We start from the raw sequence: 11,483 nt of genomic DNA on the forward strand, positions 1-11,483 counted from the left end.
CGACCCCGATGCGACTGGTCCACTCGGCCACCTTCGCCACCGGCGTCCTGCACCTGATCTACCACCCTGGCCCCTGACCGGGCGGGGGCAGAAGCTCGGCGGATCGATACGGTTTTCGAGGCGTCCGCTGCGCGGCCGCGGAGGCGCCGCTCAGTGGTCGCGTCTCACTGATCGCCGTCCTCGCGAGTGAATACCCATCCGGCGGCGACCAGGTCGTCGAGGTCGGCAGGTACGCCTATCGGTGGCGTGGACAACCAGCCCTCAAGGTCGGCGAACGAGTGTTGCTTCCCGAGAACTGGGTCAGCCAGATGGCTGACGGCCGAGGAACATTCGTCGGCGAGGTGACCAGGCTCGGCGCTACTTACCGCGGCCACCTGTCAGCCATCGTCAGCAGAGCAAGAACCGACCAGCGCTGACCCATATCAGCGTTCGGCCGCCGACCCGGTGTTCCGTGCTCGCCACGTGCTCTTCGGTCAGCGACACGCGTAGACATGGGGCGACAGGCCTGGGTATTTTCCGGGCGGCATCACGCGGCAGAGCGACACAATTGAATACGCCAAGATGGTTCGCAACATAAAAGCTCGCGACTTTTAATCCGTAGGTTCCGGGTTCGAGCCCCGGGCGCCCTACCACTCTACACCCCGCCTGACCTGGGCTTTCTCGATTCTCGACTCGTTTCCGAGAGGCGGAAATGGCCGAGTCGGTGCTCGGACAGTGCTCTTCGGCACGCGTCCGACATGCCGGCGGACCCGACAGCGGGCACGCGTATCGGCCCTTGAACCCCGCAGGTCAAGCCAGAGGCCACGCTCCTCGACCGCCTCATCCGCCGCTTCCCCGCAGGCGAGATCTGCTTCAACGGCTACACGAGGTTCCACGTCCGGGCGGCCAGGAAGTACGCCGGCACCCAGTCCGTCATCCCTTTCCTGAGGTCTCCCGGCTTCGACACCCCGCAGGACATCGACGCCGGCCCGATCCGTACGACCCGCTCCTGAAGGACGTCGGCCTCACCGATGTCGATCTGGCCACCTGATCGTCGGCGTGCAGCCGGCTCGGTGCCCATGCTGTTGCGTCCTACGGTCATGGCACCTTGATCTTTCCCAGGACGAGTTGCTGTTGCCGCCCGGTGCGCCACTCGACCATCAGCACGGTGGCGTCGTCTTGGAGCCGGCCGTGCTGGTGCTGGAGGATGCTGTGGATCAGCCGGCGGAGTGTTTCCGGGGCGGACGTGCCATCGGCCTCGTGACGGACGATGAAGTCGATGAAGCGCTCCAGCCCGAAGGGTTGCCCGTCCGGGCTCTCAGCCTCGATGACGCCGTCGGTGTAGAAGAGCAGCCGGTCCCCGGGTTCCAACTGGTAGCGCAGCGATCCGGTGGACAGGCTCAGACAGATGCCCATCGGCGGATCGGGCACGCTGTCCAAGGTGGCGACCTGCTGGCTTTTGCGGATCACCAAGGGCGGATGGTGCCCTCGGTTGACCCAGCTCAGCCAACCGGTCCGCAGGTCCAGATCGGCCAGGACGCCTGTGGCGAAGCGGTCGATGAACTGCTCGTCGATCGCCGCGTCGATCGCCTCGCTCGTCGCGGGCAGGTCCTTGCCTTGGCGGCGGCTGGTGCGACCGGCCCCCATGGCGATGGTGGCGGTCAGGCCGGCCGCGGTGTCGTGTCCCATCGCGTCGAAGATCGACACGCGCAGTGTGCCGCTGTCGATCGCGTAGTCGTAGGCGTCGCCGCCCACCTCGTAGGCAGGTTCCAGCGCGGCGCTGACCACCACGTTGTCATCGGCGAAGGCTCGCGGTGGGAGCAGGTTCCACAACACCTCGGCCGACAGCGTCATCGGCCGAGCGCGTACCAGTCGCGCATAGGAGTCGCTGTGCGGGCGTTTGCTGATCACCAGCAGCGAGACGAGCGAGGCCAGTCGGCTGGCCAGCAACCCCACGCTCTCCGACCCCTGCGCCACGGTCACTCCCAGGACGCCGACCCGCTCGGTGTCGTTCAGCAACGGCACCCACAGGCGCTGCGGCCCATCGCCCGCCGGCGACGTCGGCGCGGTCTCGGGCGCGCCGGGATCCAGCACGTGGCGGGCCTCGACGATCTCCATGTTACGGAAAGCGCGTCCTGCCATGGTGGCGTCGATCCGGATCGTTTCGAGCGGGTTGCCGAACACATCACGCTGCCCGGTCAGCGGGGCCAGCACCTGCTGCTGCAGGTCGGCTACGTAGATCATGGTCTGGGAGAAGCCCACCGACCGCCCGTACTCGGCGACCAGGCCTGGCAGATCCTCCAGCGACGAGAGTTGGCTGGCGCTCAGCAAGCCGCCCAGCATCTGCTCGCCATCACCGGTCACCGCGATGCCTTCCCTGGAGGCCCTTCCCCTTGCACTAGTTCTTCTTCCCAGCTGTACGAGCTTCTCCCAAAGCGCCGATCAGGGCTAACGCCTCTCGGTTCCGCCCTGGCGCGGGGCGCTGGTGCGCAGCGTGTGCTTGCCGGCCACCGTGCGATGGTGGCCGAGGACGTCGGGGGGCTGCCAGTGCACATCGCTGGCCCAGTTGAGGCGTTCGAACATGCTGATGAGTGCGGCTGAGGGATCGATCTGGCGGCCGCCGCGACCGTGCCGGGCGCAACTGGGCTGGCTGTGGTGGCCGTTGTGCCAGCTTTCTCCGAAGGACAGCAGGGCCAGCGGCCACAGGTCGGTGGAGCGGTCATGGCGGCGGGCTTTGTGCGGCCGCTCACCGATCACGTGGCACAGGGAGTTGACGCTCCAGGTCACGTGCTGCAGCAGGGCGATACGGATCAGGCCGGCCCAGATGAACGCGGTCAGACCGCCGTAGAGGCTGCCACCGATCGCCCAGCCCGCCACGAACGGCAGCAGGAGGGAGGCGGCGCACAAGGCGGGGTAGGCGCGGGAGATCCGCAGCATGGCCGGGTCGTTGCGCAGCAGATCGGGAGCGTACGTCGTGGCCGAGGTGGGTTCGCTGGAGAACAGCCAGCCCAGGTGGGCGTGGGCCAGGCCGCGCAGTCGTCCGCCGAGACCGGTGCCGTACCGGTAGGGGGAGTGCGGGTCGCCGGGCCGGTCGGTGAAGGCGTGGTGGCGGCGGTGGACGGCCACCCAGTCGATCAGGTTGCCCTGGAAGCTCATCGACCCGGCCACGGCCAGGACGGCGCGGAGCCACGGACGGGCGGTGAAGGAGCGGTGGGTCAGCAGGCGGTGGAAGCCGACCGTCACCCCCAGCCCGGTCACGACGTAGAAGACGACGGCCAGGAGCAGGTCGGTGAGGCTGACACCGATTCCCCACGCCAGCCAGATGCCGGCGCCCAGCGCGAGGAACGGCGCGATCACGATTGCGGCGGTCAGTGTCACCGGGGTGATACCGGCCCGCGCCGGTGTCGCAGGCCGAGGGAACGGCGAACTGCCGTCATAGCCGGCCGGGGTGAGCTCGCGGGTGGGTGGTATGCCGGTCATGCGATGATCGGGAATCGGTGGCCCAGGCCGGTGATGTGCAGCAGCCGGGCCATGCGCGGCGGAACGCCGGTCAGGGCGAGCGTGATGCCCAGTGACCGGGCCCGGCCTTGAGCGCCGACCAGCACGCCCAGCCCGCCGGCGCCGCAGAAGGTCACCTGGGACAGGTCCACGACGAGCAGGCCGGTGCTGTGGGCGAGAGCGTCGATCAGCCGCCTGCGCAGCTGAGCCGTGGTGAAGATGTCGATGTCCCCCGCCAGGTGCACGAGGGTCGGCGCCGAGGCGCTCGCCTCGGCGAGCGGGGCGATGTCGATGACGGTCATGGAAGTCTCCTGTGGAGAAAGCTGGAAGGGGATGAGATGCCTGCCAGCCGGAGATCGGTCCGCCGCCGGACAACAGGGTGCCTGGACCGCTCAATCCGGCCGGCAGGCGGCACGCGGGTCACGCCAGGATCGGCCGTGCCGTGAACGAGGCCGCCTTGTGCCCGTTGACCGACCCGCCCTCGTTCTCCCAGCGGGCTGATCCGGCCGACGCACGCGGACCGGGGCCCGCCGGCAGGTGCGCCGGAGTGAGAATGGCGTCGGCCGTCAAGCCGGCGGTGTCCTGGGCGGTGAGCTTGAGCACGGCCTCGGCGACGCCGGTGGCGGTTCCTGACGGGATGATCAGCAGGACGACCGGCTCGCCGGACGCGAAGCTGAGAGTGATCACGCGCGGGTCGGTGTGGCGGAACCAGCCGACGCGGACCTGCCGCCCGCGGGCCGGGATGCGGCGCGGGATGTTCTGCCACGCATCGCAATGCACGCCGACGCGGAGCGTGACCCGATCAAGCAGCCGGTCGACGGCGGCGAAGAGACCGGGCAGTTCCCCGGCGGCGTCAGCGGAGTAGGGCCACCAGGCCCCGTCCACCACCGATCGCCGATTCGGCACCGGGTGGAGACTGAGTCGTAGTGCGGAATCGACCCGAGGCATCGCGGACGAGGTGGGGCTGAGCGGTGCGGGCTGCTGAGAAAGAAGTGTCGGCGTCATGGTCGCTGACCTATCCGGGCCCCTCCGAAGGGGCCTGTGGTGGTTCGCCGGGGGCGACGCAGACCTGAGTGCCAACGATCGAGGAGTCCTCGGTAGCTTCATTCTACCTCCTACTTCCGGAATCACATAATTCCGGAAGTAGACTCTGTGGATGACTTCCAGAAACTCGCCCTCGGGGATCCCGGAGCCGGCCGAGGTCGCTTCCGGAAGCACGCGCCGGTCGCGGACCGTCCCGCTCCCCGCTCCCCACGCCGCCGCCCTGGCCGACTACACCGCCGCACTTGAGCGCGCCCCGCTGGCCGACTCCACCAAGACCAAGTACACCTCCCGGCTGCGCGGCTACCTGGACTGGCTGGCCGTCCAAGCCGACGCCGCCGCCCTGGACGGCGATCCGCTCACCGATGCGGTCGCGGCCGCCGGCGCGGTACGCGACTTCCGCCGCCACCTCAAGGACGGCCGTCGCGCTCCCAACACCATCGACGCCTACCTGTCGGCCATCGACGACTTCTACGCTCGCCGCGGCCTCGGCAAGCCCCACACCCAGCGCGAACGCGACTCCCGCCGCACCGCCCCCCGAGTCCTGGACACCCGGCGCACCCACCGCTACATCCGCCACGTCCAGCTCACCGCCTCCCCGCGCGACAAAGCCGTCGCCCTGCTGCCCTACTACGCCGGCCTGCGAATCTCCGAAGTCGTCGGCCTCGACCTGACCGACGTACGCCTCTCAGTCGGCAAGGGCGAACTGCGCATCCGCGGACAGGGCCGCGACAGCGGCAAGATCCGCCTGCTGCCCGTCCACCCCGACCTGGGCCAGGCCCTGACCGACTGGCTGGCAACCCGCGCCGGCTGGAAGGGAGCCGGCACCCACCCCGCGCTGTTCCTCAACCAGCGCGGCGGTCGCCTGAGCGACCGCGCTGCCCGCGACATCATCACCGGCCTCGGCGACGCCGTCGGCCTGGGCGACGACCCCACCGAACCCTTCAGCTCGCACGTCCTGCGCCACACCTTCGCCACCCAGCTCATCCGCCACGGCACGGACCCCGTCCTGGTCGCCGAACTCCTCGGCCACGGCTCGTTGGACACCACCCGCCGCTACGGCCTGCCGACCGAAGCGGACAAGGCAGCCGCCTTGAACGCCCTGATCAGCGACCATTAGCCGAGCCGGGCGGCGAGATCGCTCTGCTTGCCCTGCCCGCCGATGGCTGTCTACTCTGAGAGGACGTCAACGGTGTTGACTCATCCGGCTGCGACCACATGGCTGCGGTCTGCGGGCTGGGCCGCCAGGGTGCCCCTTCGGCGGCGAGAGGCGGACACGCGATGAGAGCTCCGCTGAAGCCGTTGATACTGCCGGACGTGCCGCCGGTGCCGGTGCAGGTGTACAACCCGGCACGGCTGGCGGCACTGGCCGCCACCGCGCTGATGCACACCGAACCGGCTCCGGACCTGGACAACCTGTGTGAGCTGGCGGCCTCGGCCTCCGGGACCCGGCGGGCGCTGGTGGTGCTGTTCGACGCTCGTCACGCGTTCTACAAGGCCGCGGTCGGCTGCGGCCCGCTGACGCTCGGACAGCGCAGTTTCCCTCTGCACACCGACGCCTGCCCACTGCTGGCCGGCACATCTGGTCCGCTGGTCGCCGAGGACACGACCCGCGACGCCAGGCTGGCACACCTGCCGGACGTGCGCGACAAGAGAGTGGGGGCCTGGGCCGGCTTTCCCCTGCGTTCAGCCGATGGGCTGGTGCTGGGCGGCCTGTGCGTCCTCGACGAGCAGCCGCACCCATGGACCGACGGGCAGATCGACACGCTGACCGGGCTGGCCGGCGCGGTGAGCGACGTGATCGAGTTGCGCCGGCAGATGCACCATGCCCATGAGCGGATCGACGCGCTGGAGAGCTCTGGGGCGGCAGCCGACCGGCTGGCCCAGACGCTGCAAGACAGCTTGCTGCCACCGGTGATCGCCCGGCCGGAGTGGCTGGACGCGGCCGCACTGTATCTGCCCGCCGGCAACGGGAGCAGCGTGGTGGGAGACTTCTACGACCTGTTTCCCACCCGGCAGCCGTGGTGGTGCGCGGCGCTGGGCGACGTGTCCGGCAAGGGGCTGGAGGCGGCCAAGGTGACCGCGCTGGCCCGCTACACCGTACGGACCGAGGCCACCCAGCACTCCTCGCCGGCCACCGTGCTGGCCCGGCTGAACGACGCTCTGGTCCGCCAGCGCGTCAACGACCGCTTCCTGACCGCGGTGTGCGTGATGCTGCGGCCGGGCCCTGACGGCGGCGTGCGCGGGCTGGTCAGTCTGGGCGGTCACGCGCCCGCTCTGATCCGGCGCGCTGACGCAACCGTGGAGGAGGCGGGCCGGCCCGGCCTGCTGCTCGGCATCTTCGCCGACGCAGGCTTGCACGCGGAACAGGTGGAGCTGGCGCCGGGCGACGCGCTGCTGCTCTACACCGATGGGGTCACCGAAGCACACGGCCGCAGCGGGCACGCCGTCTGGGGGCTAACCGCGCTCAGCGCGGTCCTGGCAGGCTGCGACGGCTTGAACGCCGAGCAGACGCTGGAGCGCATCACGACCGCCTTGAGTGAGTATGCCGGGGACCACCACAGCGACGACACCGCCCTGCTGCTCCTGCGCGTACCCCTTCCCGCTGAGGAGAAGCCATGACGACCGGCCGTACCGAACCGCGCCGGTGGCAGGACGGACGTCGCGACACATCAGAGAGCAGGCGCGGGGCAGAGGGCCTCCCGAGAGGAGGCGCCGATGCCTTCGCAGCCGATGTCGAACGACCCGCCGCCCTTGCGGCTCAGCGTGTGCGCGGCGCCTCCAGGCCAGGTGGTGGCCGTACACGGCGCGCTGGACCTGAACACTGCCACGCACCTGGAACACGAAGTGGTCAAGGTGTGCCGGCAGCAGAACCCACCGCTAGTGATCATGGATATGTCCGGGGTGGAGTTCTGCGACTCCTCAGGACTGAGCAGCCTGGTCCGGGCATGGAGGCAGATCGACCATGACGGCGGCGCGCTGGTCTTGATCGGCCTGCACGGCACATGTGAGCAACTGCTCCGCAGGACCGGCCTGCTGGGGCGCATATTTCCCACCCACCCCACTCTGGCGCAGGCACAGGACGCGCTGGCCCGGACACGGCGGTGATCCGCGAACCGCCATCGTCAACCCCGGAACCCAAGACGTCGGCCAGGTGACTCGCGCGTGTCGGCCGCTCTGATGGCGTTCACCCCCGCGATGCTCACCGCAAGCCAGGCCGGCACCACGCAGGCCGCCGGGCCCGTGACGCAAATTCTCTGCTTCAACTTTTCTTTACCGAAGTCGGGAAGTGCGCCTATTTCCGACCAGGGGGAAGTTTCCCGTGCGTGGATTCACCTCAGGAGCGCCTGTTGCGGTTGGTGCCTGCGACCTTGGCGAGGATGGCCGCGTGGTGCGCGTGCCTGATCGTCATCGGCATCGTGGCCAACTATGTGCTCGGTTTCGTGGCGACGATGCGCATCGTCGCCCTGCCAGTGGCGGTCGCCCTGTTGCTGACCGCGCTGTTGTTCCCGCTCACCCGGCGGCTGCGCGAGTCGGGCCTGCGGGCGATCTACGCCACCTGGGTCACCATGCTCGTCGCCCTCGCCGTGCTGGGCGGGACGGGGTGGATCATCGGCGTGCGGGCAAATGAGGAGTTCCCCGGCCTTTTGACACAGGTCAGGCAGACGGCCGAGACGGTGGAGGGCTGGCTCTACACCGGCCCTCTGCACGTGAAGCCCGTTCAGCTCAGCGGCTGGGTGGACGAGCTCGCCAAGCTGGTCACCGAGCGGCAGCAGCCGTACTGATCTTCCTGGCCAGCTTCGTCCCGATCGTCGGCATCCTCTTCGCCGGCGCGGTCGCGACGCTGGTCACGCTCGGCGCGAAGGGCCCGATCTACGCGCTGATCTTCGTCGGCATCCTGATCGTCGAGCAGCAACTGGAGAACCACGTGCTCCAGCCGCTGATCGTCGGCCGGGTGCTGCACTTCCACCCGCTGGCGATCATCATCGTGCTGGCCGTCGGCGGCATCCTGGCCGGCATCGCGGGCGCGGTCGTGGCCGTGCCGATCATCGCCATCCTCTACCGGGCCGTGCCCGAACTCTTCAAGGACGACCCGCTCGCCCTCCCGGCGGGACCGGTCCCCGAACCACCGGCGCAGGCGGCGCCTCCTGGGAAGGAACCCGAACAGAAGAATTGACGGGTTCGGGGGCGGGCGCGGGTGGTGTCCGGGCCGGCGGCGCGGCATCGACCTGCGGCCCTGTCCCCAGCCCGTCTGAAGCTCGGTATCGACCACGGGTGTGGCGTCCGTGCGTTTGGGCAGGTGAATGCCCCCTAGGGGGGCGAAGAGAACGCTGCCGTGCGGGGGAGGAAGTTGGCATGGCTTCGTCAGGAACAGGTGTTATCGAGCGGGCCGGCCCGGCACCACTCATCGGCGGCCGTAAACCGTTCGCGGCGATGGTCGCGCTGTGGGTGTTTGTGCTGGTGCCGTTCGCGGCGCTGGCCGCCGCCGTACCGGTGGCCTGGGGGTGGGGGCTGAGCTGGACCGACGTGGCGACAGCCGCCTCGGCTTACGTCCTGACCGGGCTCGGCGTCACGGTGGGCTTTCACCGCCATCTCACCCATGGCGCGTTCAAGGCGGAGCGGTGGCTGCGGATCGGTCTGGCCGTAGCCGGGTCCCTAGCGGTGCAAGGCTCGGTCATCCAGTGGGTGGCCGACCACCGGCGCCATCACGCCTTCGCCGACCGTGACGGCGACCCGCACTCGCCCTGGCGTTACGGCAGCAGCGTGCGCGGCCTGGCCAAGGGGCTGCTGTTCGCGCATGTCGGCTGGATGTTCGGGCGTGACCTCACCAATCGGAAACGTTTCGCCAAGGACCTGCTCAACGACGCCGACATCGGCCGGGTGGACAGGTTGTTCGGACCGCTGGTGGCAGCCTCGCTGCTGCTGCCGCCCGCGATCGGCCTGCTGGTCACCGGCACCTGGCGCGGCGCGCTGACCGCATTCTTCTGGGGCGCTCTGGTACGGATCGCGCTGCTGCACCACGTCACCTGGTCGATCAACTCCATCTGCCACGTCTTCGGCGAACGGCCGCTGATGACCCGCGCCGGAGACCAGGCCGCGAACTTCTGGCCACTAGCTCTCCTGTCATTCGGCGAGAGCTGGCACAACGGCCACCACGCCGACCCCACCTGCGCCCGCCACGGCGTGCTGCCCGGCCAGATCGACATCTCCGCCCGGCTGATCCGACTGCTGGAGCGGCTCGGCTGGGCCCGTGACGTGCGCTGGCCGACCCCGGCGCGCCTGGCCGCACGACGCCGCGAGCCCTCCCCATGACCGGCTCCGAGGAGGTGCGGCTCAGCCTCGATCCCGACCTCGCACGTCGAGGCGCGGTGGACGGCGCGTGGTGGCCCGCCGGCTACGATGCCGGCGCGGAACTGCCCGCACTGATCGCCGCCATCGACCAGCGGCTGGAGCGGCGGGTCCTGCGCATCGGCCTGCACGTCGACACCTGGCACAACATCCCGCATCGCATCGCCGCCCCCGGCCGCCAGGTCAGAGTGGGCTGGTTCCGCACCATCGACCCCCACCTGATCAACCTCATCATCCCGGGAATCGAACACATCAACCTGCTCGTCATCCCACCCGACACCACACCCGCAGCCGCCGAGAAGGCACTCGACCTGGCCACCCGATGCCGAGGCCGCACCCGCTCCGGCGACATCCTCACCGCCGCAGACCACGACGGTCCCGCCGACACCGCCGCCGAGGAGGAGCAGCAGCGCCTGGCCGGTTGGGACAACGAAGGCGGCCGGACCCGACAGCCCGCCCGCGAGGACCCCACACTCTGATCACGCGTTCGGTGGCGCGGTTCAGCGGCGACGCCGCCTACTGCTCGGCGGGTGGTCGTGCGGCGGTCCTGATGCGGCGGCAGGCATCGATGCCCGCTGCTGGTAGTGGCGGGCCGCGATCCCGGGGCCATGATCGCTGATCTCGCAGCACAGCAGGCCATCGGCCTGCCACAGGCGGACCCGCCCGGATCCACCACCATGATCGAACACGTTGGCCACACCTTCTTGCACCGCCAGTTCAGAATCTGCCCGCCGAGCCGACGACAGCCCCTGCTGGGGGGCATGGGCGCTCACGCCCTTCCGCAATGCGCTCTGATCGTACGCGGCCGCACCACCCGGCCCGGACGTACTCAGTGCCCAGGTCAGCAGCGGGTCTCGGCATTCCGGCGGCGGCCCGAACAACCCGCTCACCGGTCACGCCTGCTCATCGCCGGTCACCGGGGGCGGCCGGCTGCCCTCTGAGGGAGCTGCCGCCTGAACGCGCCGCACGCCCGCCCCCGCATCGCGACATGTCGACAGCGGTCGGAACTTCAGACGACGGAGGGACCGATCGGCCAGCCGGGCGCAGCGGTTTCCCAGCCGCTTGCCTGTCACCGCGTCGGCACAGCCACAACGCCGATACACCACTACACCACGTGGCGATCTTGAACGCATGTCATCGTCACTCACTCCCTCACTTGGATCACGTGAGATGACGGCAACAACAGCATCTACGTCCAACGAAGATCGGGTAGATCTCCTAGCCTCGATCTTTCTCGACCTTGAGCCGGTCGTCCATCGCCCCGGCCGAGCGCCGCAGACAACAACAGGTCCTGGCCCTGCTCCACCAAGACCCCAACCGCCCCTGACCAGCCCGGGACATCGCCCGCCACCTCCGCGATGTCACCCTCAACACCATGTACCGGCAACTGTCTCGCTGGCCCAGCAGCAAACTCATCCGCAAGATCGGGCCGGGTGTCTACACCGCCCGGCCAATCTCTTCAGCACTCTGCCAACAGCCCAAAAGCCTCAACTACCTGGCCTTGGGCGAGCCCCCATCCGCTGCTACCGGAATCGTCGGCCGTTCCGTCCCGACCGGCGACTGACAACCGGTGTGGTGATGGTCACGGGGATGCCTGAGGGAGCCTGGGCGCCCGT

At 69.4% G+C, this 11,483-nt stretch carries 13 protein-coding genes; 7 read left to right on the forward strand and 6 right to left on the reverse strand.

Annotation, left to right across the window (positions count from 1 at the left end; genetic code table 11):
- Positions 1 to 859 precede the first annotated feature (859 nt).
- From ACIHAD_RS48335 to ACIHAD_RS48355, 5 genes are all read right to left on the reverse strand, one after another.
- The gene (locus tag ACIHAD_RS48335; protein ID WP_397361644.1) at positions 860 to 1,081 is read right to left on the reverse strand and encodes a hypothetical protein; all 222 of its coding nucleotides are present in this window, start codon (positions 1,079 to 1,081) and stop codon (positions 860 to 862) included.
- The gene (locus ACIHAD_RS48340; protein ID WP_397361645.1) at positions 1,078 to 2,343 is read right to left on the reverse strand and encodes a PP2C family protein-serine/threonine phosphatase; all 1,266 of its coding nucleotides are present in this window, start codon (positions 2,341 to 2,343) and stop codon (positions 1,078 to 1,080) included. Before ACIHAD_RS48340 ends, ACIHAD_RS48335 begins: the two co-directional genes overlap by 4 nt.
- Positions 2,344 to 2,427: 84 nt before the next feature.
- A complete protein-coding gene (locus tag ACIHAD_RS48345) occupies positions 2,428 to 3,357 on the reverse strand; it encodes an acyl-CoA desaturase (protein WP_397361646.1) in 930 nt (309 codons plus the stop codon).
- A gap of 98 nt (positions 3,358 to 3,455) precedes the next feature.
- Complete coding sequence (locus ACIHAD_RS48350; protein ID WP_397361647.1) at positions 3,456 to 3,779, reverse strand: STAS domain-containing protein; 324 nt, start codon at positions 3,777 to 3,779, stop codon at positions 3,456 to 3,458.
- A 118-nt stretch (positions 3,780 to 3,897) separates the two neighbouring features.
- Positions 3,898 to 4,584, reverse strand: coding sequence for a DUF5994 family protein (locus ACIHAD_RS48355; protein ID WP_397361648.1), 687 nt, complete (start codon positions 4,582 to 4,584; stop codon positions 3,898 to 3,900).
- A gap of 49 nt (positions 4,585 to 4,633) precedes the next feature.
- Between ACIHAD_RS48355 and ACIHAD_RS48360 the strand changes: the two genes are divergently transcribed.
- From ACIHAD_RS48360 to ACIHAD_RS48390, 7 genes are all read left to right on the forward strand, one after another.
- Entirely contained in the window at positions 4,634 to 5,638 is a 1,005-nt protein-coding gene (locus ACIHAD_RS48360; protein WP_397361649.1) for a tyrosine-type recombinase/integrase, read from the forward strand.
- A 161-nt stretch (positions 5,639 to 5,799) separates the two neighbouring features.
- The gene (locus ACIHAD_RS48365) at positions 5,800 to 7,140 is read left to right on the forward strand and encodes a PP2C family protein-serine/threonine phosphatase (protein ID WP_397361650.1); all 1,341 of its coding nucleotides are present in this window, start codon (positions 5,800 to 5,802) and stop codon (positions 7,138 to 7,140) included.
- Between the two features lie 96 nt (positions 7,141 to 7,236).
- Positions 7,237 to 7,626 carry an STAS domain-containing protein gene (locus tag ACIHAD_RS48370; protein ID WP_397361652.1) on the forward strand — a complete coding sequence of 130 codons (390 nt, stop codon included), beginning with the start codon at positions 7,237 to 7,239 and terminating at the stop codon, positions 7,624 to 7,626.
- Positions 7,627 to 7,898: 272 nt separating this feature from the next.
- The gene (locus ACIHAD_RS48375) at positions 7,899 to 8,303 is read left to right on the forward strand and encodes an AI-2E family transporter (RefSeq protein WP_397361654.1); all 405 of its coding nucleotides are present in this window, start codon (positions 7,899 to 7,901) and stop codon (positions 8,301 to 8,303) included.
- Between the two features lie 32 nt (positions 8,304 to 8,335).
- Positions 8,336 to 8,695 carry an AI-2E family transporter gene (locus ACIHAD_RS48380; RefSeq protein ID WP_397361659.1) on the forward strand — a complete coding sequence of 120 codons (360 nt, stop codon included), beginning with the start codon at positions 8,336 to 8,338 and terminating at the stop codon, positions 8,693 to 8,695.
- Between the two features lie 179 nt (positions 8,696 to 8,874).
- Positions 8,875 to 9,831: an acyl-CoA desaturase gene (locus ACIHAD_RS48385; protein ID WP_397361656.1), complete on the forward strand. Its 957-nt coding sequence runs from the start codon at positions 8,875 to 8,877 to the stop codon at positions 9,829 to 9,831.
- Complete coding sequence (locus tag ACIHAD_RS48390) at positions 9,828 to 10,346, forward strand: DUF5994 family protein (protein ID WP_397361657.1); 519 nt, start codon at positions 9,828 to 9,830, stop codon at positions 10,344 to 10,346. The genes ACIHAD_RS48385 and ACIHAD_RS48390 overlap by 4 nt, the downstream gene beginning before the upstream one ends.
- Before the next feature lie 21 nt (positions 10,347 to 10,367).
- Here the strand turns inward: ACIHAD_RS48390 and ACIHAD_RS48395 are convergent, their stop codons facing one another.
- A complete protein-coding gene (locus ACIHAD_RS48395; protein ID WP_397361658.1) occupies positions 10,368 to 10,757 on the reverse strand; it encodes an ATP-binding protein in 390 nt (129 codons plus the stop codon).
- Positions 10,758 to 11,483 lie beyond the last annotated feature (726 nt).

It is taken from the genome of Nonomuraea sp. NPDC052265, assembly GCF_044547985.1.
GTDB lineage: Bacteria > Actinomycetota > Actinomycetes > Streptosporangiales > Streptosporangiaceae > Nonomuraea.

Bases quoted from the DNA above. Each gene is read 5' to 3' on its own strand.
- ACIHAD_RS48335 (WP_397361644.1), bottom strand. From the start codon at position 1,081: ATGACCGTAGGACGCAACAGCATGGGCACCGAGCCGGCTGCACGCCGA.
- ACIHAD_RS48350 (WP_397361647.1), bottom strand. From the start codon at position 3,779: ATGACCGTCATCGACATCGCCCCGCTCGCCGAGGCGAGCGCCTCGGCG.
- ACIHAD_RS48355 (WP_397361648.1), bottom strand. From the start codon at position 4,584: ATGAAGCTACCGAGGACTCCTCGATCGTTGGCACTCAGGTCTGCGTCG.
- ACIHAD_RS48360 (WP_397361649.1), top strand. From the start codon at position 4,634: ATGACTTCCAGAAACTCGCCCTCGGGGATCCCGGAGCCGGCCGAGGTC.
- ACIHAD_RS48365 (WP_397361650.1), top strand. From the start codon at position 5,800: ATGAGAGCTCCGCTGAAGCCGTTGATACTGCCGGACGTGCCGCCGGTG.
- ACIHAD_RS48370 (WP_397361652.1), top strand. From the start codon at position 7,237: ATGCCTTCGCAGCCGATGTCGAACGACCCGCCGCCCTTGCGGCTCAGC.
- ACIHAD_RS48375 (WP_397361654.1), top strand. From the start codon at position 7,899: ATGGCCGCGTGGTGCGCGTGCCTGATCGTCATCGGCATCGTGGCCAAC.
- ACIHAD_RS48385 (WP_397361656.1), top strand. From the start codon at position 8,875: ATGGCTTCGTCAGGAACAGGTGTTATCGAGCGGGCCGGCCCGGCACCA.
- ACIHAD_RS48390 (WP_397361657.1), top strand. From the start codon at position 9,828: ATGACCGGCTCCGAGGAGGTGCGGCTCAGCCTCGATCCCGACCTCGCA.